A 22368-nucleotide genomic window follows, 5' to 3' on the forward strand; every position below is an offset into this window, starting at 1 on the left:
GTCCATAGTCAATAGTTGGAACCTGCATCATGCAAATGTTTTCCGTCCCGCGTCGGGCAGCGCAGGCAGACCGGTTTGGGTATCATCCGGACCTGCGCAACCTGGAACTGCCCAATGAATTCGAACCTGTCCGCCCCCACCTGCCCCACGGCGATCGCCAGCCTCGTCTTCGGCATCCTGAGCTGGATCGCGCTCCCGTTCATCGGCGCGATCGTCGCCATCGTCTGCGGGCATCTCGCGCGCGGCGAAATCCGCCACGCGCTGCCAGGCACCCTGCAGGGCGACGGCCTCGCCGTTGGCGGGCTGATCCTCGGCTACCTGCACATCGTCATCGTCGTCTGTTTCGTCCTGTTCGCGTTCATGTTCCTCGGCGGCATCGCCTGGTTCGCCGCACACCTGCACTGACGCCGGCAGCGACGCCACGCCATCCGGCGGCTTGACTCCGCCCGACATGTTCATTAGCATGAACATGCACATGTCCCGCAATTGAACGAATGCCATGAAGACCGAACGGGTGACCCTGCTGACCACGCCTAAATTCAAGGCGTTCCTGGGCAGCGAAGCCAGGCGCGAAGGAATCAGCGTCGCCGAACTGGTGCGCAATCGCTTCGAGCCGCAACCGTCGGCCGAAACCGTGATGGTCGAGACGCTGACCGCGGAACTCGCTACGCGCCTGAAGGAAGCGCGTAGCGCGTTGAACGAGGGCCTTGCGGAGTTTCACGCCTGGCTCGCTGAAAAGAATGGTGCGCAGGCGAAGCAACCCAAGCGTGCCGCTACCCGCCGCGGACGCGCATGAGCCTCCTGTCCGACAGCATCAAGACGATCCGCGATGCGCTGAAAATGGCCGACGACGTGAAAGCGGCCGGCGAAGCCTTGAAGCTGATCACCCAGGAACTGCGCGAACACGACCGTCGCATCACCCGACTCGAAGCCCGATGGGAAACGGCGATGCAACTCTCCGCGTTGCGCAGCGCGCGCCGGATCGGCAAGGACGAATGACTTGTCGCAGCGACGGATACCCGCGCTGAGCGACGCGATCGGATAGGCTCTTGTACGCCCTCGCCCGCCCCTTCCTGTTCTGCCTCGACGCCGAACGCGCGCACGATCTCGCGTTGGCTTCGATCGAGGCCGCGTACCGAACGGGCCTCAACCCGCTGCTCGCATTGAAGCCCGAATCGCTGCCGACGCGCGTGCTCGGCATCGATTTCGCCAATCCGGTCGGACTCGCCGCCGGACTCGACAAGAACGGCGCCTACGTCGACGCGCTCGCCGCGCTCGGTTTCGGCTTCATCGAGGTCGGCACAACAACGCCGCGCGCGCAGGCCGGCAATCCGAAGCCGCGCATGTTCCGCCTGCCCGAGTACGAAGCGGTGATCAACCGCCTCGGCTTCAACAACGGTGGCGTCGATGCGCTGGTGCGCAACGTCGAGCGCGCAAAATTCGACGGCGTGCTCGGCATCAACATCGGCAAGAACAAGGACACGCCGAACGAGCGCGCGGTCGACGATTACCTGCACTGCCTGGAGCGCGTCTATGCACGCGCGAGCTACATCACCGTCAACATCTCCTCGCCGAACACGCAGGGCCTGCGCGATCTGCAGGAAGAAGAAACCTTGAAGCGCTTCATCGGCACGCTGCGCGAACGTCAAGAGCAACTCGCCGCGCGGCACGGCGCACGCAAGCCGATGCTACTCAAGATCGCGCCCGATCTTTCCGATGGCGAACTCGATGGCATCGCCGGCGTGCTGCTCGCGACGAAGATCGACGGCCTGATCTGCACGAACACGACGATCGCGCGTGACGCGGTTGCCGGTGCGCGTTTCGCGGACGAAGCGGGCGGTCTTTCCGGCAAGCCATTGCGGAACAGGGCGACTGCCGTGCTGCATGGAATGGCGCAACGCCTCGGCGGCAAGGTTCCGCTGGTCGGCGTCGGCGGAATCACGCGCGGTGCGGACGCGGCGGAAAAATTCGCCGCGGGCGCGAGCCTCGTGCAGTTCTACTCCGGCCTCGTCTTTCGTGGACCGGCACTGATCGGCGAATGCGTCGAGGCGCTGCGCGCCGGGCGCAAAAGAATGGCGGCGTGATGGAGAAGAGCAAAAGCGCCCCTTCACCCAACTCTCCCCGCAAAACGGAAAACGCTTGGGGGAGAGGGCTCAAGTGCGGCTACGGCTACACGGTGCACGAGAACGCTTCGCTGCTTGACCGCACCACGTTCCGCCTGCCCGCGCGCGCGGCCACGTTGATCGATGTGCATGAATTCGATGCCGTGCCGGGTCTGCTCGCCGAAGCCGCACAGCAGAATCGCGACGTGCTGATCCTTGGCGGTGGCAGCAACGTACTGTTCACGCGCGACTGGCCCGGCGTCGTCCTCGCCTTGCGCACGCGCGGCCTCGACATCATCGAACAACACGTAGCCGACAGGGTGGATGATGCCGCACTCGTACGCGCCGCGGCCGGCGAAATCTGGGACGATTTCGTCCACTGGACGCTGGCCCACGGCCTGTGCGGTCTCGAAAACCTCGCCCTGATTCCGGGCAGCGTCGGCGCCGCGCCGATCCAGAACATTGGCGCCTACGGCGTCGAAGTCGGCGAGTTCGTCGATGCGGTTCATGCCTACGATCGCAGCGCCGGCGCGAACGTGCGCCTCGACCACGCCGCGTGCGCCTTTGCCTATCGCGACTCGCTGTTCAAGCGCGAAGGTGGACGCTATCTCATCACCGCCGTCGATTTCCTGCTGCCGCGCGAACGCGCGCTGCGCCTCGACTACGACGGTGTGCGCGAGGAGCTCGCAGCGATGGGCGCCGGCACGCCCGACGCACGCGCAGTCGCGCATGCGATCTCGCGCGTGCGCACGCGCAAGCTGCCCGACCCGTCGACGACCGGCAACGCCGGCAGTTTCTTCAAGAATCCGGTCGTTTCGCCCGGCCTCGCGGCAGCGCTAAAGCGCGAGTATCCGCGCTTGCCGCTCTGGCCGCTGCCGGACGGAGCGATAAAACTGTCGGCCGCCTGGCTGATTGATGCCTGCGGATTCAAGGGACTGCGCGACGGCGACGCGGGCGTATCCGGCCAGCACGCACTCGTGCTGGTCAACTACGGCGGCGCGAGCGGCGCACAGGTCTGGGCGCTCGCGCAGCGTATCCAGCGTACGGTGCTCGCGCGTTTCGGCGTGGCGTTGGAGCCCGAGCCGCTCGTAGTGTGACGCGCGCCGTCAGGACGATGGATCGGTACGCAACGTGGTGTGGAACAAATACGGGCCGTCGAAGTCGGTCTCGTCGCCGGCCTTCTTGCCCTTCACCGACTGCAGGCGCGCGGAAAGCGGCTTGTGTCATTCCCGGCAAGCGCGGCGACGTCGCCGGGCAACGGCACGGTGCCGAGACCGGTACCGCAAACCGCGGAACATGCGAGCAGCGAGTCGATTCCGCAGCTGCCATCGACCCAGCGCAGCGCGAGGCGCTTGTCTTCCACTACCGGCAGCACCAGGCCAGAGTAGCCGGCCTGCCTGATCTTCACCGTCGAAATGATCGCGAGTACGGCGGTCATCGTGTGACGCCGAAACTCGCGCCGGGATAGGACCGACGCCAGCGAACGTCCATCCGCTGGACCCGGCAACAGCATCGCCCACGGCTTCGCCGATCCGTGCATGGATGGCCAGTTGTCGGGTGAGTTCGGCGACGGAAGCGTCGAAATCGCCGTGCGTCGTAGCGAACATCCGCCGCACGATGCCGGGGCCGTGGAAGCCCGGCGAGAACTGCTTGCCCGCACCAGTGTGATGGGCGCCGGGATAGAACGACCCCGAGCGGTTTGAGCATCGCGGTCGTGGCGAACAGGAAGTCGCCCTGGCTGCGCGTGCTGTAGTCGGTCACGTAGCGCACCAGCTTCGCCGCCCCGTGGATCGTCTTCCAGCGGATCCTGTCGGCGGCGGTCATGACGGCGCTCGCGCAGACGTGCGTCAGCGTCGAGAGCACCTGCGCGAGCAGACGCATCGCGGCGGGATCGTCGGCATCGTGCAGCACGCCGGGCCGAGGTTGCGCACGGTCTGCGTCTCGCAGCCGCATCTGGCGAAATCCGCCCTGGCCGCGCTGAATGCCGTCATCGCCTCGTCGACCTGCTTTTCGTAAATCGATCGATCGAGGCGGGCGACGGCGGTGACTGTGCGCACCTTCGGCTTCGCGGCATCCGCGGTCGCATCGGCTTAAGCAAGGGCGAGCACACAGAACAGGATCGAAGCGATCAGGCGCTTCATGACGCCCCCCCCTCCGCATGAATCGACAGCAGTCGGTTGCAAACCTGGCGTGAGGTCGCAGCGCCGCGCGCTTACCCACCGCCTACTCGCTGCACTGGAAGTACAGCAGGTGATCTGGATTGAGTGCACTGGTCTGGCCGAGGCTGATCGTGCCGCTGCGCAGCAGGCGTACTTCGTCGCGATGGAACGACAGTTCGTCGTCGTCGCCGAATTTGACCCACGAACCGTTGGTCGAGCGGTCGGATACGACGAAGTAACCGCGCTTGTATTCGATCAGCGCGTGATTGCGCGATACCCATTCCGCGTCGACGACGAGGCTGGAAGAAAGGTCGCGGCCAAGCGTGAACGGCGGCGCGAGTTCGTCGAGGTCGATCGCTCGACCGCGGTAGCGCAGTTGCAGGCGCACGCGCGGCGCGGTGAAGTTTCCGGTCGAGATCGCACGCTGGACCATGGTCACGTTGGACGTGTCCTCCTGCCAGAGCACGTCGACGATGTCGATCGGCATGAGCTTGCCGGCCACGCGCGTCTGCCCCATCGAGCGCGTGCGCAGCATGCCGGCATTGGTCAGCAGGCGTACCGTAGAGGCGGTCGTGATGATCTGCTCGCGCTTGGCCAACTGGGTCATGCGCGCGGCGGTGTTGACCGCATCGCCGTATACGTCGCCGTCCTCGAGCAGCGTCTCGCCGTGGTGCAGGCCGACACGGATGGCGAGGAATTCGCGTGCACACTCCTCGTCCGCCGCAATGCGTTTCTGCATGTCGACCGCGGCGAGCAGGCCCTGGATCGGCCCCGGGAACGTGCACAGGATTTCGTCACCGATGTTCTTGATCACTTGTCCGCCGTGCTGGCGCACGACCTCGCCCAGCGCGGCGAGCATGCCCGCAACGATACGCCGCGCCTCAAGATTACCGCGCGTTTCGAACAGTTTGGTGCTGCCGCTGACGTCGGCAAACAGGATGGTGAGGGGTTGCCCTTGGATCATGGCGTCTGAATCATAGGCGATTCGGCTACCCCGCTCCAGCCGCTGGGAGCTCCGGTACATGGCCCGATCTGTGGCCAGCATCACCGATCCCGGAGTCGGTCATATCCAGGTCGTGACCCTGTCGTCTGATCGTTCGGTGCGACGCCGTAAACCGACGCGCCCGGTCGCCGGCCAGGTGTTGCTCCAGGCCCGCTGCAGCCACGAGAGTCAGTTGCTCCTCGAGAATCGCTTCCGCGTCTGCCGTACGCGCATCGTCCCTGACCACGCAGCGAAACGACCGGTCGAGCAGACCGGTGCGATGCCGCGCCCCGCTCTAGTCGACAATTCGAAGCGGCAGCGTCAGTTCCCACCCGCTTTCCCACGACCTTCGCCGATGGTGGGACAGTCCCCGTTGCATGCAGTGGCGGGAGTCTGAAACGCAAAACGGCTGGTCCCGTAAAAAGACCAAGCCGTTTTCTGTAGGCGAATCAAAAAGTCCACCGCTATTGGTCGGGGCGGCGGGATTCGAACCCACGACCCCCTGCCCCCCAGGCAGATGCGCTACCAGGCTGCGCTACGCCCCGACGTTGTTTTTCCATCATCCCTGATTGCGAAAATCAAGAAACGGCCGTCCCTGGGCCGCACTTTTCAATAGCTGCCGAATTCTAACAGATGCGTCGCTGTCAGTGGCGCAGGATCTGCAGCACTTCCTCGAGTTCCATGCGCACCTGACGCACGATCTGGTTGGAAATGCTCGTTTCCATGCGCGCCTGCTGGCCTTCGAGGCGCTGACGTGCTCCAGTGATCGTGAAGCCCTGATCGTAGAGCAGCGCGCGGATCTGGCGGATCATCAGCACGTCGTGGCGCTGGTAGTAGCGCCGATTGCCGCGGCGCTTGACGGGCTTCAGGTTCGAGAATTCCTGCTCCCAATAGCGCAACACGTGCGGCTTCACCGCGCACAATTCGCTGACTTCACCGATGGTGAAGTAGCGCTTGGCCGGAATGACCGGCAGTTCGTTGTTACTGCCTTGATCCAGCATACGACTCGACCTTGAGCTTGAGCTTCTGCCCCGGACGGAACGTCACCACGCGCCGCGCGGAAATCGGAATTTCCTCGCCGGTCTTCGGATTGCGTCCCGGCCGCTGGTTCTTCTTGCGCAAATCGAAGTTGCCGAAGCCGGAAAGCTTGACCTGCTCACCGCGCTCGAGCGCCTCGCGCACGACATCGAAAAAAGCATCGACGAATTCCTTCGCCTCGCGTTTGTTCAGGCCGACGTCCGCGAACAAGCGTTCGGCCATTTCCGCTTTGGTGAGCGCCGCCATCCTACCCCCTCAATCTCGCTCGGCAGTGGCGTTCCAGCGCCGCCACCGCCAGCCCCACGCATTGATCTGCGTCGGCATCGGTAAGAGTGCGCGATTCATCCTGCAAAATCAAGCCGATGGCGACACTTTTTAGTCCTAGTGCGAGATTCGGTCCGGCATATCGGTCGAATACGAATATCTCGCGCAGAATGGCGCCGACGGCAACGCGCACGGCGGTCTCGACCGCGGCGTAGTTCACGTTTTCCGGCAGCTCGATCGACAGATCACGGCGCAGCGAAGGGAAACGCGCCAGCGCGGCCCCACGCGGCACCGCGCGCGCGACCAGTCCGTCCAGATCGAATTCGAAGACGTAGATGTCGGTCTCGCAGTCCAGCGCCTTCAGCAGGCGCGGGTGCAGCGCGCCGAGGCTGCCGACGGCAATGCCGTCGCGCATGACGTCCGCCGCACGTCCGGGATGCAACCAGCTCGTCGCCGATGCGTTCGCATGGAAAGCGCGCGCATCGCCGCTGAGTGCGAACAGCGATTCGACATCGCCCTTCACGTCGTAGAAATCCAGCGCACGCTTGTCCGCCGCCCATTGCAACTCGTGCGCCTGACCACAGGCGACGCCGGCGATGCGCACCGTTTCGACCTGGGCGCCCACGCCCTGCCGGAATACGCGGCCGATCTCGAACAGCCGCACCCGTTCCTGCTGGCGGCGACGGTTGGCGATCAACGCCGAGACCAGGCCCGGCAACAGCGAGGTGCGCATCGTGCCGAGGTCGGCGGCAAGCGGATTGGCGAGTGCGATCGCACCCGCGTCGAGCTGCCAGCGCTTGAGCAGTTCGGCATCGACGAAGGCGAAGTTGACGGCCTCGCGATAGTCGCGCGCCGCAAGCTGGCGGCGCAGCGCCGCTTCGTCGACGCGCGTTTCCGACGGTGCGGCAACGCGGATCTCGCCGGCCGGCATCGTGGTGGGGATTGTTTCGTAGCCGTGGATACGCACGACTTCCTCGATGAGGTCTTCCTCGATCGCAATGTCGAAGCGCCAGCTCGGCGGTGTTGCGCGCCAGCCATCCGCGGTCGCCTCGATCTGCATGCCGAGCGCGGCGAGGACGCGCGCGACTTCGGCATCGGCGATGGCAATGCCGAGCACGCGTTCGAGCCGCCCCCGGCGCAGCGGCACCGCGGCTGGCCGGGCGAGAAACTGCGGCAGCGTCGCTTCCGTCACCGGTCCCGGCCTGCCACCACCGAATTCCACGACGAGTTGTGTCGCCCGTTCGAGCGCGCGCCGCGGCAGTTCGGGATCGACGCCGCGCTCGAAGCGATGCGAAGCGTCGGTATGCATGCCGAGCTTGCGCGCTCGGCCGCTGATCGCGGTCGGCGCGAAATGCGCGGCTTCGAGGAATACGTCGCGCGTGGTGGCGGCCACGCGCGTCGCATAACCGCCCATGATGCCGGCGAGTGCGATAGGCCGACTCCGATCGGAATCCGCCGCATCGGTGATGACGAGAAATTCGGGGTCGAGAGCAACCTCGGACTCGTCGAGCAGCTTGAGATTCTCGCCGGCGCGCGCACGACGCACGCCGATCGCGCCGACCAACGTCGCCGCGTCGAACGCGTGCAGCGGCTGGCCCATCTCGAGCAGAACGTAGTTGGTCACGTCGACAAGCAGGCTGATCGGACGCAGGCCGGAACGGCGCAGACGTTCGGCCATCCAGAACGGCGTCCGCGCATCGGCATCGATGCCCTCGATCAGGCGGCCGCAATAGCGCGGACAGTCGGCTCCCGCTTGCAGTTCGACCTTGCGCTCGTGCGTCGTGGTCGCAGCGAGCGTCGCGATAGCGGGCAGCGCGGCGCGCGCCCCGAAGATCGCCGCGACGTCGCGGGCGACGCCCTGCACGGACAGGCAGTCTGGCCGGTTCGGCGTCAGCTTGATCTCGATCGTCGCATCGGGCAGGTGCAGATATTGCGCAAGCGGCTTGCCCGCCGGCGCGTCGGCGGGCAGCTCGAGCAAACCCGATGCGTCGGCGTCGATACCCAGTTCCTTCGCCGAACAGAGCATGCCGAATGAATCGACGCCACGCAGCGCGGCCTTCTTGATCTGCATGCCGTTCGGCATCGCCGCGCCGACCGTGGCCAGCGGCGCCTTCAGGCCGCGGCGCGCGTTCGGCGCGCCGCAGACGATCTGCACCGTCGTGCCATCGCCGGTGGCGACCTGACAGACGCGCAGCTTGTCCGCGTTTGGGTGCGGGGAACATTCGACGATCTCGGCGACGACGATGCCCTCGAGCGCGCCGCCGATCGCCTCGACACCTTCGACTTCGAGGCCGGCCATCGTCAGCTTGCGGCACAACTCATCGCGCGTCGCGTTGATCGGAACGAGCTCGCGCAGCCAGTTTTCGGAGAATTTCATCAGGGAGTCGCCAGTTGTTCAGGCTTGTCACTCCGGCTTTCGCCGAAATGACGCCATCATGTTTATGCGAATTGCTTGAGAAAGCGCAGGTCGTTCTCGAAGAACGCACGCAGGTCGTTCACGCCATAGCGAAGCATCGCGAAACGTTCGACGCCCATGCCGAAGGCGAAGCCGGTGTAGCGCTCGGGATCGATGTTGCAGGCGCGCAGCACGTTCGGATGGACCATGCCGCAACCGAGCACTTCGAGCCACGCGGTCGAGCCATCGTCGCGGTCCCAGCGAATGTCGACTTCCGCGCCCGGCTCGACGAACGGGAAGTAGCTCGGCCGGAAACGCATCTCGAAATCGCGCTCGAAGAATGCGCGCACGAATTCGGCAAGCGTGCCCTTGAGATCGGCGAAGGTCGAGGTCTCATCGATGAGCAGGCCCTCGAGCTGGTGGAACATCGGGCTGTGCGTCTGATCGGAATCGGAGCGATAGACCTTGCCCGGCGCGATCACGCGCAGCGGCGGCGTGCGCCCGGTCATTGCGCGGATCTGCACCGGAGAGGTATGCGTGCGCAGCAGGCGTCCGTCGGGGAAATAGAACGTGTCGTGCATCGCGCGCGCCGGGTGGTGCGGCGGGAAGTTGAGCGCTTCGAAGTTGTGCCAGTCGTCCTCGATCTCGGGGCCGTCGGCAACTTCGTAGCCGAGCCGCGCGAAGATGTCGACCATGCGCTCCAGCGTGCGTGTGATCGGATGCAGGTTGCCGCGCGCGCCGTTGCGGCCGGGCAAGGTGATGTCGATGGTCTCCGATGCGAGATGCGCAAACACTGCCGCTTCCTCTGCAACGGATTTTTTCTCGGCAATTTCTTTCTGGAGCTTCTCTTTGATTCGATTGACTTGCTCGCCCCTTGCCTTTCTCTCCGCCGGGGGAAGCGCGCCCAACAGCTTCATTTGCTCGGTTATGAAACCACTCTTGCCGAGAAGAGCGACACGAACGTTCTCGATCTCTTGCAACTGTCGATTGATCTGATCCAACCCCAAGCGATCTGCCATTTCCTGGACGTTGATTCTCAGTTGCGCAAGACCACTATTCGCAGCTTGGCGCTGTGCTCGTTCTACGGCCTCCGTCAATCCCAAGTCACCGGAAATATTTTCGAATTTCTTTTGTTGCCCAACGATTTCTTGGAATCGGTCGATCGCGTGTTGGATCGATGCCAACTGCGCGGGCGCGACATCAAGATTGCCCAGATCAAGCAAATTTTTCTGAGAATTACTCATTGGAGAAGCCGTCGAATCTCAAAAAAGAAAAAGGAGCGAGGCCAAAGCCTGCTCCCCGAGTAATCGTCGTGCCGCGCTGACTGCGGCACGGGATTGGTCCTGCTGTCGATTACGCCGCGAGGCTGGCTTTCGCTTTTTCAGCCAGCGCACCAAACGCCGCGATATCGTGTACGGCGATGTCGGCGAGCACCTTGCGATCGACCGTGATGTTGGCCTTCTTCAGGCCGTTCATCAGGCGGCTGTAGGACAGGCCGAACTGGCGCGCGCCGGCATTGATGCGCACGATCCACAGCGCGCGGAACTGGCGCTTCTTCTGCTTGCGGCCGATGTAGGCGTACTGACCGGCCTTGATGACCGCCTGCTTGGCAGCGCGAAAGACCTTGCGCCGGGCATTGTAATAACCCTTCGCGCGGGAAATGATTTTTTTGTGTCGACGGCGGGCGACGACACCACGTTTGACTCGTGCCATGGTTTCGTCTCCTTACACGTAGGGAAGCATGCGCGCGATGCGACCGGAGTCTTCTTTGCGCACGATGTTGGGACCGCGAAGGCCGCGCTTGCGCTTGGTCGACTTCTTGGTGAGGATGTGGCTCTTGAAGGCATGACCGGCCTTGTACTTGCCGGAAGCCGTCTTGCGGAACCGCTTGGCAGCGGCCCGGTTGGTCTTGATCTTGGGCATGGCCCAACTCCTTAAGGTTGATTTTGTTACTCGCCTGAGCGGCAGCACGCTGCGCTTTCCGTCCTGCTCGGGCTTAGCTTGTGTAAGCTCACCGTGAAGTGAGCGGGTTCCAGATTTCAAACCTCTCCCCCACAAGCGTGACTTGGGAGCGAGAGGAACTGCTGGCGGCGCGACGGAAGGTTTCCCTTACATCGCCGTTGCCACCCGGCATACCGAAGCGTCGATCATTGCTTCTTCTTCGGCGCTACCATCATCACCATCTGCCGGCCTTCGAAGCGCGGGAAGCTCTCGACCACCGCTTCCTCGGCAACGTCCGCCTGGATGCGCCTGACCATCTGCTCGCCGATCTCCGTGTGCGCCATCTCGCGGCCCTTGAAGCGAACGACGACCTTGACCTTGTCGCCCTCTTCGAGGAAGCGCTTCATGTTGCGCAACTTCACGTTGTAGTCGCCGTCTTCGGTCGAGGGGCGGAACTTCAATTCCTTGATCTCGACCTGCTTGGTCTTGCGCTTGGCCGCGTGCGCCTTCTTCTGCTGCTCGAACTTGAACTTGCCGTAGTCCATGATGCGGCAAACGGGCGGATCAGCGGTCGGTTGAATTTCGACCAGATCCAGGCCCAGATCGCCGGCCATCGTCAGCGCTTCGTCGCGCGACAGGATACCGACCTGCTCTCCTTCGGCGCCGATTACGCGCACCCGCGGAACACGGATTTCCGTATTCTTGCGGTTAGCTTTTTCAGTGGCTATAAATGTTTCTCCGAAAATTTAATTGAATAAATTCAAGATGTTACTAGTTGTTCTTGAATTCGTTTCGCAACTTGTCGGCGAACTCGGTAATTTTCATCGAGCCCAAATCTTCACCCGACCGCGCACGCACGGCAACGACTCCGAGTTCCTTTTCGCGATCACCGACCACGAGTAGGTACGGAATCTTCTGCAACGTGTGTTCGCGTATTTTATAGCCGATTTTCTCGTTGCGCAAATCCGCTTCCACCCGGAAGCCTTGCCGGACAAGGGCTTGCACCGCCTCAGCGGCAAATTCCGCCTGCGCATCGGTGATATTCATGACCACCGCCTGCACCGGCGCCAGCCAGGCCGGGAACTGGCCGGCGTGGTGCTCGATCAGGATGCCGATGAAACGCTCCATCGAGCCAACGATGGCCCGGTGCAACATCACTGGCTGGCGGCGCTGGCTGTGCTCATCGACGTACTCGGCGCCGAGGCGGCCCGGCATCATGAAGTCCACCTGCATGGTGCCGAGCTGCCAGGTACGACCGATCGCATCACGCAGGTGATACTCGATCTTCGGGCCGTAGAAAGCGCCCTCGCCCGGCAGCTCCTGCCATTCGACGCCGCAAGCTTTCAATGCGGAACGCAAGGCGTTCTCGGCCTTGTCCCAGGTCGCATCGTCGCCGAGGCGCGGCTCAGGACGCAGCGCGATCTTGATCTGGATATCGCTGAAGCCGAAATCCGCATAGACCTGCAAAGCCTGCCGGTGGAACGCCGTCACCTCGGCTTCGATCTGGTCTTCGGTGCAGAAGATGTGGCCGTCGTCCTGGGTGAAGCCGCGCACGCGCAGAATGCCGTGCAACGCGCCCGAAGGCTCGTTGCGATGGCAGGCGCCGAACTCGCCGTAGCGGATCGGCAGGTCGCGGTAGCTGTGCAGGCCGTGGTTGAAAATCTGCACGTGGCCCGGGCAGTTCATCGGCTTGAGTGCGTACGTGCGCTTTTCCGACTCGGTGAAGAACATGTTTTCCTTGTAGTTGTCCCAGTGGCCCGACTTCTGCCACAGCGACACGTCGAGCACCTGCGGGCAGCGTACTTCCTGGTAGCCCGAATCGCGGTAGACACGGCGCATGTACTGCTCGACGACCTGCCAGATCGACCAGCCTTTCGGATGCCAGAAGACGAGGCCCGGACCTTCCTCCTGCACATGGAACAGATCGAGCTGCTTGCCGAGCTTGCGATGATCGCGCTTCTCGGCTTCCTCGAGCTGGGTCAGATAGGCCTTCAGATCCTTGTCGTTGAGCCAGGCCGTGCCGTAGACACGCTGCAGCATCTCGTTGTTCGAATCGCCGCGCCAGTACGCGCCCGCGACCTTCATCAGCTTGAACGCACGCAGCTTGTTCGTGTTCGGTACGTGCGGACCGCGGCACAGGTCGATGAATTCGCCCTGCGAATACAGCGACAGCTCCTCGTTCGCCGGGATCGACTCGATGATCTGCGCCTTGTACTCCTCGTTCTTGCCGCGGAAGAACGCGACCGCGTCGTCGCGCGACATGACCGAGCGCGAGACGTCGAGGTTTTCGGCAACGACCTTCTTCATCTCGGCCTCGATCTTGTCGAGGTCGTCCGGGGTGAACGGCATCTTGCGCGCGAAGTCGTAGTAGAAACCGTTGTCGATCACCGGGCCGATCGTGACCTGCGTGTCCGGGAACAGGCGTTGCGTCGCCTGTGCCAGCAGGTGCGCGGTCGAGTGGCGCAGGATATCGAGCGCCTCGGGGCTCTTGTCGGTGATGATCGCGAGGTTCGCGTCGTATTCGATCTTGTAGCTCGTATCGACGAGACGGCCGTCGACCTTGCCGGCCAGCGCAGCCTTGGCCAGGCCCGCGCCAATCGATGCGGCGACATCGGCGACGGTGACAGGGTGCTCGAACTGGCGCTGGCTGCCGTCGGGGAGTGTGATGTTGATCATGACCAATTCTTCCGCAGTGACTTTTTCGCTCCTCGTTCCCGCAGCGGCAGAAATCCAGCTTCTGCCCCGACCTGCGTGACGAGCGGGGATCGGGCCGTCGTCCTCGGCCCGGAATGACGCAATCGCAGGCAACAAAAAAGGCGCCAGGCGCCTTTCGTCGAGGTGGCTCAGCGATCGAGGTTCAGTGGGAAAACGCGCTAGTGCTCATGTCGCACACTCGGCTGACAGTTGCCCGCAAGCCACCTTTATTCAACTTCGTGCAGCGTACCGTAGAACCCGCATGCACACAAGAAAGCACGACAAAAATCCCCCGGCACAAACCGGGGGACAAATCGAATCATGCGTGCTCGTGTTCCACGGCAGTCAGGCCACGTCCCGACATGCCGCCACCTCTATTGCACACACACGGCATATGTGTTGTAGGCGAAACTGTTGCCGTTGTGATTCGTGACGACGAAAGTCCATTGCGTGGCGGAGCTTGGATAGCTCGATGTGATCGCTGCATAGTTGAGGGCATTGCCACCTGACGTGACATTGAACCCGCCGCTGATCACCTTGCCGGTTGCGCAAGTCACGTTGACCGTGCATGGGCCGCCGCTAGAACAAGTTCCTGACGGACCGGTAACCGTGCTGACACTGACCGATCCCGCGGCACCGGTAGCACCCGTCGCGCCGGTAGCGCCTGTTGCTCCAGCGGTACCCGCTGGGCCCTGTGCACCCGTGGCGCCCGCTGGACCCTGCGCGCCGGTGGCGCCCGCAGCGCCCGCCGGACCCTGTGCACCTGTAGCGCCGGCAGCTCCCGTCGGGCCTTCGGCACCGGTGGCGCCTTGCGCACCCGTGGCGCCCGTAGCACCTGCCGGACCCTGCGCGCCGGTCGCGCCCGCAACGCCCGCCGGACCCTGTGCACCTGTAGCGCCGGCAGCCCCCGTCGGGCCTTCGGCACCGGTGGCGCCTTGCGCACCCGTGGCGCCCGTAGCACCTGCCGGACCCTGCGCGCCGGTCGCGCCCGCAACGCCCGCCGGGCCTTCGGCACCGGTGGCGCCTTGCGCACCCGTGGCGCCCGTAGCACCTGCCGGACCCTGTGCACCTGTAGCGCCGGCAGCCCCCGCCGGGCCTTCGGCACCGGTGGCGCCTTGCGCACCCGTGGCGCCCGTAGCACCTGCCGGACCCTGCGCGCCGGACAACGCGATCAAGGCCCAATCAGTCGTATCCGTGGCCGGATCACCTGCGTTGTTCCCCGTCTTGTTGACGTAGGTGGAACCATTTTGGGTCACCACGTCATAGGCCGCGTACGTTCCGGTCGCGCCCCAGGCACCGACATAGGAGAAGCTCTGGCCGGTGGCTCCAGTCGCGCCGGTCGCGCCTGTCCCACCAGTCGCCCCCTGGTTTCCGGTCGCGCCGGTAGTGCCCTGAGCTCCCTGCGGGCCAGTTGGCCCCATTGCTCCCTGCGGACCAATATCGCCCTTGTCTCCCTGTGCCCCGGTGCTGCCGGTAGTGCCAGTCGGCCCCGTGGCGCCAGTCGCCCCGACTGTTCCCGTGGCTCCGGTCGGACCCGTCACTCCTGCGTCGCCTGTTGCGCCGGCTGGCCCGGTTGCACCCGTGGAACCGGTTGCGCCTGTGGGGCCCGTGGCGCCGGTGGCTCCCGTCGGACCAGTCGCTCCACCCGTTGTCGCCGACGCGCCACGGAAATAACCGAATGCATCGACCACGACCTGGGTCGGATTTTGCGCGAAGATCGCGAACCGGCCACTGTTGGGATTGATCGTCGCGACACCCGCATTGGCCACGGTTTGGCCACCGAGATAGTTCAGCCAGCTGGTGCCCAAAACGCCGCCATCGGGATAGACGGACAGAAACCCGTAGGCGCTGGGATCACCGAGACCGTAGGCCTGCACGGTGATATTGAGCGCCAGGGCAGACGGAATGGCACCGGTATAGCCCGCGCATGCCGAAGAGCCGCCCTGGGCGACGCCGCCCAAGGCATCGTACGTGCGCGTTTGCAAAGATCCGAAAGCGCCGCCGGCGCCGGGCTGGCGCGTGTCCACGATGCGGCAGGGGGTGATCGCGGTGTAGACCAGATCGTCCGTCCCGCTGACGCCGCCGCCGGTTTGCGCCGCACCGGCAGTCGTTGCAGTCGCCGCGATCGTGGTGGTCGTATTCGCGCGGCGGACGACCGATGCGCTGGCGGCGCTAAGCGCCGCTTCCAGCGAGGGCGCGCTCACCGCTTCGGTGAAGCCGCGTGCATCGCCTTGCATCAGGTTGTTCACGAGTTCGACGTGCCGTGGATCCAGCGTGCCATCAGCGCCGGGCTTGTATTGCGCGGCGAACAAGCCGGCGATCTGCTGAGCCTGCGCGAAGCGCTGCTGTGCCTTGGCCAGAGCGATCGGGTCAAGCCTGGCGGGACTTGCGTTGCGCAACTGCTGCGTGGCGAGCGTGCTGTGCACGTCGTTGAAATCCGCTGCGGATGCCGTCAGCGCGTAGGAAATGGCGACGGCAAGCGCCGTCATCGTGACGACTTTACGATTTATCAATTGCATGAATTTACCCCTGTATTCATCGGCTGAAAGATGTCTTTTCGATTCACATGCACAATGCCGTGCACACGGCAGGCATGCCGGTGCACCGCACTGGATTGGATAAAGGCCGTTGTGCTGGTGAACTGGACGACCATCGGTGGTCGGCAGCGACGCCGGGACACCGATTGACGACCGGCACATGTAGCGGTGACACGCCCCTCCCCCTACTGCTGGCCGCAGGTATGCAGTGCACGTTCAATTTTTCATTTCGCATCCCGCGGACACGCCCCTGCAGCGACCTCAGGTTAATGTTGCCCGTCACGGAATGCAATTGAGGCTATGCGGTACCCGCCACGAAAGATGTGGCAGGTCGATCCGGCCCGGATATTCCCGCAGAGGGGGCCGAATATGCTGCGCGCAATCAGATCAGGCAGGTCAAGGCCCGCGCTTCGCGCCATGACCGGGTGGCGAGCTCCGCCAGCTCCAGTGCCTTGATCCCGTCGACCAGGCCTGGAACCGGCCGTGCCGTTCCGGCCAGCAGGTTCGCGAAATGGGCCATCTCGAGCGCGTAGGCGCGGCGGTACCGATCGAGGAAAAACGGCTCGGGCACGTCGCTGCTGACCGCGCCGGCAAGCGCAGCGATGACTTCCGTAGGCCTGTGGTTGCCGGCCTGCAGCATGCCGGCCGCGCCCAGCACCTCGATACGCTGATCGTAACCATACGCCGCATGACGCGAGGTGTTGATCACGCAGAGACAGCCGCGACGCGAACGCAGCGTCACCGCCGCCGTATCGAGATCATGCGCCTGCGCGGCATCGGGACTCAGGCAAGCGCCGGTGGCATGGATTTCGAGGATCTCGTCGGCGAGCAGCCAGCGGCAGACGTCGAAATCGTGGATCAACATGTCCTTGAACACCCCGCCCGACTGTTTGAGATATTCGAGTGGCGGTGGCGCTGGATCCCGGCTGGTCAGCACAACCACCTCGGCCGCGCCGATCTCGCCCGCGTCGAGGCGACGCTTGAGCGCGGCAAAAGTCGGATCGAAGCGGCGCTGGAAGCCGATCATGCAGGCCACGCCGGCTTCGGCCACGACGCCGGCGCAGGCGCGTGCGTCGTCGAGCTCAGCCGCGACGGGTTTCTCGCAGAAGATCGCCTTGCCCGCATGCGCGGCGCGCGTGATCAGTTCGGCGTGCATCGCCGTGCTCGCGGCGATGACCACGGCAGCCACGAGCGGGTCCGCCAGCGCACGCTCGGCATCGGTCGCGGTCGCGGCGAACGCGGCCGCCAGTTCTTCCGCTGCCGCCACGTTGACGTCGATGACGTAGCGCAGCCGCAGGCCCGGTGTCACCGCGATGTTGCCCGCATGGATGCGGCCGATGCGCCCGGCACCGAACAGCGCGACCTCAAGCATCGTAGTCGCCGGTGTGCGCACCTTCATTCGGCTTCAATTCCAGCCGGTAGGCCAGCGCGACGAACAGCGCCTGGCACAGGCAGATCGTGCTGGTCAATGCACGGAACGCGAACGCGCTCGCTTCCTCGACCTTGAGCAGCACGTTCGCATGCGCGGCGAGCGGGCCGAGGTCGGACTCGCTGATCGCGATCACCTTGGCCTTGCGCTGGTGCGCGAGGCGCGCGCAGAACAATGTCTCCTTGCCATAGGGCGGAAAGCTGATCGCGATCAAGGCATCGCCCTTGCCGATGCTGTGGATCTGCTCGCGATGCATTCCGCCGAGCCCGTCGACCAGGTGCACGCGTTTCTGCGTGTGTCCCAATGCGTACGCGATATAGCTTGCGATCGCGAATGAGCGGCGCACCGCGACGATGTAGATCTGCTCGGCCTGCTCGAGCAGGTCGACCGCGGCACGGAAACGCGTGACATCGAAGCGCTCGACGAGTTCGTCGAGGCCGACCCGGCAGGCGTCGATGAAACTGCGCGCGATCTGCGTCTCGTCGAGTTGCTCCGGACGCCCGGCTATGACGCGGCGAATGCGGTGCTGGTAGCTGCCGGACGGCTCCGCGCGCTCGCGGAAGGCATCGCGAAACACCGCCTGCATCTCGCTGAAGCCGGAGTAGCCGAAGCGCTGTGCGAAGCGCACGACGGCCGATGGATGCACGTTCGACCCGACCGCCACATCGTTGACCTTCTGCAGCATGATGCTCGAACGGTGCTGCTCGAGATAACGTGCGATACCCTGCAACTGACGCGGCAGCGACTCGAACTCGTCGGCGACGCGCCGCATGAATTGATCCACTGCATTGCTGACGGCCAAGGGCGTGCTCCTGCGCAGATGCGGCTACCGGTGAGTCTGCAACATATGGAATAAAAATTCCATATTTCCAATTGATGCAATGCGAATTGCAATGATTGGGGGCAGGCCCTATTCTCACCCATACGACGCGCTTTTTCGCAAGCCCACGAGTCGCGCATGACAGAATCCGTTCACTCCGCCGCCTCGCGCCCGCTCGACGCCATCTTCCTCGGCCGTGTGGCCGTCGACTTCTATGCGCAGCAGATCGGTGCGCGCCTGGAGGACGCGACGAGCTTCGCCCGGTATCTCGGCGGGTCATCGGGCAACACGGCATTCGGTTGCGCGCGGCTCGGCCTCAAGATCTCGATGCTCAGCCGAGTCGGCGACGACCAGATGGGCCGCTTCCTGACCGAAACGCTTGTGCGCGAAGGCTGCGACGTCTCGCATCTGCGCGTCGATCCGGACCGCCTGACCGCATTCGTTCTGCTCGGCATCAAGGATCGCGACACCTTCCCGCTCCTGTTCCACCGCGAGAACTGCGCCGACATGGCGCTGGCCGCGGACGACATCGACGAAACCCACATCGCCTCGGCGCGCGCGCTCGCCATCACCGGCACGCACCTGTCGACGCCCGGCACTCTCGCCGCCTGCCGCCGTGCGCTCGATCTCGCACAAAAGCACGGCCTGCGGCGCGTGCTCGACATCGACTACCGCCCGGTGCTCTGGGGCCTTGCCCCGCGCAGCGACGGTGCCACGCGCTTCGTCGCGAATGCGCAGGTGACTGCGCATCTGCGCGAAATGCTGCCTTCGTTCGATCTCATCGTCGGCACCGAGGAAGAATTCCGCGTCGCCGGCGGCGGCGACGATCTGGTCGCCGCGCTGCGCAACGTGCGCGCCGCGACCCCGGCACTGCTCGTGATAAAGCGCGGTGCGCTCGGCTGCAACGTGATCGCCGACGAAATTCCGCCGCGCATCGATGATGCGCCGCTGTTCCGCGCGCCGCAGGTCGAGGTACTCAACGTGCTCGGCGCGGGCGATGCGTTTCTGGCCGGGTTCCTTTGCGGCTGGCTGGGCGACGAGCCGATCGAACGCTGCTGCGCTTGGGCGAATGCCTGCGGCGCCATCGTCGTCTCGCGTCACGGCTGCGCGCCGGCGATGCCGAGCCGCGCCGAACTCGATCATTTCCTCGCCCAGGTCAAGCTCGATCCGGCACGCGCGCGTCGCCCCGATCGCGATGCCGATCTCGCCCATCTGCATCGCGTCAGCGTGGCGCGAGCGCGCTGGGACGACCTGCACGTGTTCGCTTTCGACCACCGCAGCGCGCTGGAGGAGTTGGCCCGCGGCCGTGGAGCGGATGCCGAGGCACGTCTGTGCATGTTCAAGAACCTGCTGCTGCGCGCGACCGAGCAGACCGAGCGGATATCCGGTCTCGCCGGTCGCATTGGAGTATTGATCGACGACCGCTACGGCCAGGATGCGCTCAACGCCGCGAGCGGGCGCGGCTGGTGGATCGGCCGCCCGGTCGAACTTCCCGACACGACACCGCTCGCGTTCGAACGCGGCGGCTCGATCGGCACGCATCTGATCACCTGGCCGCACGAGCACACGATCAAATGCCTGGTCGTCTTCGACCCCGACGATGCCACGCAACGAGCCGAGCAAGAGCGGCAGCTGCGCACGCTCTGCGACGCGGCCTGCACCAGCGGACACGAACTGTTGATCGAAGTGATTGCGCCACTGCGCGCCGTGCCGGCGCGGCGCGGCGACCTCGTGCGTCGCGCGATCGAGTGCATCTACGCCTGCGGCATCAAGCCGCACTGGTGGAAGCTCGCGCCGCCGGATGCGGCCGACTGGCCCGCTCTGGATGCGCTGATCCTGCGCAGCGACCCGTGGTGTCGCGGTGTGCTCCTGCTCGGCGCCGACGCACCGCTCGTCGGTCTCGCCGCCGGTTTCGCCGCAGCCACCTCGAGTGCGACTTGCCGCGGCTTCGCCGTCGGCCGCAGCGTGTTCGCCGAACCCGCGCGCAGCTGGTTTGCGGGCGAGATCGACGCGGACACGCTGGTCGCGCGCGTGCACGCGAACCAGCGCGAACTCGCTGCACTCTGGCGCGCGGCGCGCGACAATGTCGTCCGCAACGGCGCAGGCAAACTTTCCGCAAACGCATGAACAAGGCAACGATCCGGCTCACCGCAGCACAGGCGCTGGTACGCTATCTCGCGGCGCAGCACGTGCGCGTCGGTGACGAGGTTCTGCCGTTATTTGCCGGCATGTTCGCGATCTTTGGCCACGGCAACGTTGCCGCCCTGGGCGAGGCGCTGTACGAACATCGCAACGCGCTGCCGACGTATCGTGCGCACAACGAACAGGCGATGGCGCACACCGCGATCGCCTACGCCAAGGCGCAGATGCGCAGACGCGTCATCGCGGTCACTACCTCGATCGGCCCCGGCGCGACCAATCTCGTCACCGCCGCGGCACTGGCCCACGTCAACCGCCTGCCCGTGCTGCTGCTGCCCGGCGACGTTTTCGTCTCGCGCGCCCCCGATCCGGTGCTGCAGCAGATCGAGGATTTCGCCGACGGCACGGTCAGCGTCAACGACTGTCTCAGGCCGGTTTCGCGTTACTTCGACCGCATCGTCGCGCCGTCGCAATTGCTGACCGCATTGCCGCGCGCCGTGCATGTGTTGACCGATCCGGCGCGATGCGGTCCGGTCACGCTCGCCTTGCCGCAGGACGTGCAAGCCCAGGCGTTCGACTTCCCCGCCGCGTTCTTCGAGCCGCGCGTCGTGGTTGCACCGGCAACACTGCCGGCGCCCGAGCAGATCGCCGCTGCCGCCGAGGCGCTGCGCGCGGCCCGGCGACCGATCATCGTCGCCGGCGGCGGCGTGCTGTACGGCGAGGCCGCGGATGCTTTGCGCATTTTCGCCGAACGCCATGCGATCCCGGTCGCCGAAACGCAGGCCGGCAAAGGCAGCCTGCCGTTCGATCATCCGCTGCAACTCGGTCCGGTCGGTGTCTGCGGCAGCGCCTCGGCGAACGCGCTTTGCACCGAGGCCGATTTCGTTCTCGCCGTCGGCACGCGTCTCGCCGACTTCACCACGGGCTCGAACGCGCTATACGCCCAGGCACGGCTGGTGACCCTCAACGTCAACGCCTACGATGCGCAGAAGAACGCGGCGATCGCGATCGTCGCCGACGCGAACAAGGGGCTGACCGCGCTCGCCGATGCGCTGACCGGCTTGCGGTCGGCAACGGATTGGTGCGATCGTGCGGTCCGCCTCGGCGACGAATGGCGAGTGAAAGTCGAATGCCTGACCGCCGCGCGTGAACTTCGCGCGGACGAACTGCCCTACGAAGCCGACGTGATCGGCGCCGTGCAGCGTTCGGCCGCCGATTCGGTCGACAATGACATCGTCGTCTGTGCCGCAGGCGGCCTGCCCGGCGAACTGGTCAAGCTCTGGCGTACGTGCAGCCCCGGTGGTTACCATGTCGAATACGGCTACTCGTGCATGGGTTACGAGATCGCCGGCGGCCTCGGCGTGAAGATGGCGAAACCCGAGCGCGAAGTCATCGTCATGGTCGGCGACGGCAGCTATCTGATGCTCAACTCCGAAATCGCCACTTCGGTGATGCTCGGCCACAAGCTCATCATCCTCGTGCTCGACAACCGCGGCTTCGGCTGCATCGGCCGCCTGCAGCGCGCATGCGGCGACGTGCCGTTCAACAACCTGCTCGATGAGGACTGCGCCACCGCTGCCGGCGGTGCGCCCGTGGTCGACTTCGCCGCGCATGCGCGCGCGCTGGGTGCGTCTGCCGAACATGTCGCCGACATCGCGCAGCTCGAGCACGCGCTGCGACGTGCGCGTGCCGCGAAAAACACGTACGTCGTTTCGATCCGCACCGATCCGCACCGCAGCACGGCGGAAGGCGGCAGCTGGTGGGAAGTCGCCGTGCCCGAAGTTTCCGCGCGCGAATCGGTGCGCGACGCACGCGCCGCCTACGCCGCCGCGCTGCGCAGGCGCGACGGTGACAGCGACGCGCAATGA

Annotated in this window: 20 protein-coding genes, 1 tRNA gene and 1 pseudogene; 8 read left to right on the forward strand and 14 right to left on the reverse strand. The window is 64.9% G+C overall.

What is annotated here, in order from left to right; translation table 11 throughout:
- Positions 1–114 precede the first annotated feature (114 nt).
- The 5 genes from AC16HO_RS08635 (at position 115) to murB (ending at position 3199) form a co-directional block, all read left to right on the forward strand.
- Positions 115–405 (forward strand): DUF4190 domain-containing protein, encoded by a 291-nt coding sequence (locus AC16HO_RS08635; protein WP_395642656.1) that lies wholly within the window; start codon positions 115–117, stop codon positions 403–405.
- 94 nt (positions 406–499) lie between these two features.
- On the forward strand, positions 500–796 hold the full coding sequence (locus tag AC16HO_RS08640; protein ID WP_395642657.1) for a hypothetical protein: 297 nt from the start codon (positions 500–502) through the stop codon (positions 794–796).
- Complete coding sequence (locus AC16HO_RS08645; RefSeq protein WP_395642658.1) at positions 793–999, forward strand: hypothetical protein; 207 nt, start codon at positions 793–795, stop codon at positions 997–999. Before AC16HO_RS08640 ends, AC16HO_RS08645 begins: the two co-directional genes overlap by 4 nt.
- 50 nt (positions 1000–1049) lie before the next feature.
- Positions 1050–2084 (forward strand): quinone-dependent dihydroorotate dehydrogenase, encoded by a 1035-nt coding sequence (locus AC16HO_RS08650; protein ID WP_395642659.1) that lies wholly within the window; start codon positions 1050–1052, stop codon positions 2082–2084.
- A gap of 92 nt (positions 2085–2176) precedes the next feature.
- Entirely contained in the window at positions 2177–3199 is a 1023-nt protein-coding gene (gene murB / locus AC16HO_RS08655) for a UDP-N-acetylmuramate dehydrogenase (RefSeq protein ID WP_395642660.1), read from the forward strand.
- 92 nt (positions 3200–3291) lie between these two features.
- On the opposite strand, the gene AC16HO_RS08660 is transcribed toward murB, so the two are convergent.
- Positions 3292–3642 (reverse strand): DUF711 family protein, encoded by a 351-nt coding sequence (locus AC16HO_RS08660; RefSeq protein WP_395642661.1) that lies wholly within the window; start codon positions 3640–3642, stop codon positions 3292–3294.
- Between the two features lie 302 nt (positions 3643–3944).
- Here AC16HO_RS08660 and AC16HO_RS08665 point away from each other — a divergent pair, with 302 nt between their 5' ends.
- On the forward strand, positions 3945–4118 hold the full coding sequence (locus AC16HO_RS08665; protein WP_395642662.1) for a hypothetical protein: 174 nt from the start codon (positions 3945–3947) through the stop codon (positions 4116–4118).
- A 207-nt stretch (positions 4119–4325) separates the two neighbouring features.
- Here AC16HO_RS08665 and AC16HO_RS08670 read toward each other — a convergent pair whose 3' ends face one another.
- From AC16HO_RS08670 to AC16HO_RS08730, 13 genes and pseudogenes are all read right to left on the reverse strand, one after another.
- Positions 4326–5225 carry an adenylate/guanylate cyclase domain-containing protein gene (locus tag AC16HO_RS08670; protein WP_395642663.1) on the reverse strand — a complete coding sequence of 300 codons (900 nt, stop codon included), beginning with the start codon at positions 5223–5225 and terminating at the stop codon, positions 4326–4328.
- Positions 5226–5711: 486 nt separating this feature from the next.
- Positions 5712–5788: transfer RNA gene (locus AC16HO_RS08675), tRNA-Pro, on the reverse strand.
- 99 nt (positions 5789–5887) lie between these two features.
- The gene (locus AC16HO_RS08680) at positions 5888–6244 is read right to left on the reverse strand and encodes a MerR family transcriptional regulator (protein WP_395642664.1); all 357 of its coding nucleotides are present in this window, start codon (positions 6242–6244) and stop codon (positions 5888–5890) included.
- Positions 6225–6527: an integration host factor subunit alpha gene (locus tag AC16HO_RS08685; protein WP_395642665.1), complete on the reverse strand. Its 303-nt coding sequence runs from the start codon at positions 6525–6527 to the stop codon at positions 6225–6227. Before AC16HO_RS08685 ends, AC16HO_RS08680 begins: the two co-directional genes overlap by 20 nt.
- 1 nt (position 6528) lies before the next feature.
- Positions 6529–8922, reverse strand: coding sequence for a phenylalanine--tRNA ligase subunit beta (gene pheT, locus AC16HO_RS08690; protein ID WP_395642666.1), 2394 nt, complete (start codon positions 8920–8922; stop codon positions 6529–6531).
- A gap of 62 nt (positions 8923–8984) precedes the next feature.
- Positions 8985–9908 (reverse strand): annotated as a pseudogene (gene pheS / locus AC16HO_RS08695) (phenylalanine--tRNA ligase subunit alpha); the annotation flags it as partial.
- A gap of 385 nt (positions 9909–10293) precedes the next feature.
- On the reverse strand, positions 10294–10653 hold the full coding sequence (gene rplT, locus AC16HO_RS08700) for a 50S ribosomal protein L20 (RefSeq protein WP_347262556.1): 360 nt from the start codon (positions 10651–10653) through the stop codon (positions 10294–10296).
- A 12-nt stretch (positions 10654–10665) separates the two neighbouring features.
- Complete coding sequence (gene rpmI, locus AC16HO_RS08705) at positions 10666–10863, reverse strand: 50S ribosomal protein L35 (protein ID WP_018973532.1); 198 nt, start codon at positions 10861–10863, stop codon at positions 10666–10668.
- Positions 10864–11087: 224 nt separating this feature from the next.
- Positions 11088–11609, reverse strand: coding sequence for a translation initiation factor IF-3 (gene infC / locus AC16HO_RS08710; RefSeq protein WP_395643047.1), 522 nt, complete (start codon positions 11607–11609; stop codon positions 11088–11090).
- Between the two features lie 43 nt (positions 11610–11652).
- Positions 11653–13557: a threonine--tRNA ligase gene (thrS, locus tag AC16HO_RS08715; RefSeq protein ID WP_395642667.1), complete on the reverse strand. Its 1905-nt coding sequence runs from the start codon at positions 13555–13557 to the stop codon at positions 11653–11655.
- A gap of 392 nt (positions 13558–13949) precedes the next feature.
- A complete protein-coding gene (locus AC16HO_RS08720; RefSeq protein ID WP_395642668.1) occupies positions 13950–16064 on the reverse strand; it encodes a hypothetical protein in 2115 nt (704 codons plus the stop codon).
- A 430-nt stretch (positions 16065–16494) separates the two neighbouring features.
- Positions 16495–17484, reverse strand: a complete 990-nt coding sequence (gene iolG / locus AC16HO_RS08725; protein ID WP_484335381.1) for an inositol 2-dehydrogenase — start codon at positions 17482–17484, stop codon at positions 16495–16497.
- Positions 17477–18343 carry a MurR/RpiR family transcriptional regulator gene (locus AC16HO_RS08730; RefSeq protein ID WP_395642670.1) on the reverse strand — a complete coding sequence of 289 codons (867 nt, stop codon included), beginning with the start codon at positions 18341–18343 and terminating at the stop codon, positions 17477–17479. Before AC16HO_RS08730 ends, iolG begins: the two co-directional genes overlap by 8 nt.
- Positions 18344–18499: 156 nt before the next feature.
- Here AC16HO_RS08730 and AC16HO_RS08735 point away from each other — a divergent pair, with 156 nt between their 5' ends.
- The gene (locus AC16HO_RS08735) at positions 18500–20488 is read left to right on the forward strand and encodes a bifunctional 5-dehydro-2-deoxygluconokinase/5-dehydro-2-deoxyphosphogluconate aldolase (protein ID WP_395642671.1); all 1989 of its coding nucleotides are present in this window, start codon (positions 18500–18502) and stop codon (positions 20486–20488) included.
- A complete protein-coding gene (gene iolD, locus AC16HO_RS08740) occupies positions 20485–22368 on the forward strand; it encodes a 3D-(3,5/4)-trihydroxycyclohexane-1,2-dione acylhydrolase (decyclizing) (protein ID WP_395642672.1) in 1884 nt (627 codons plus the stop codon). Before AC16HO_RS08735 ends, iolD begins: the two co-directional genes overlap by 4 nt.

The sequence above is a fragment of the Rudaea sp. genome, from assembly GCF_057139185.1.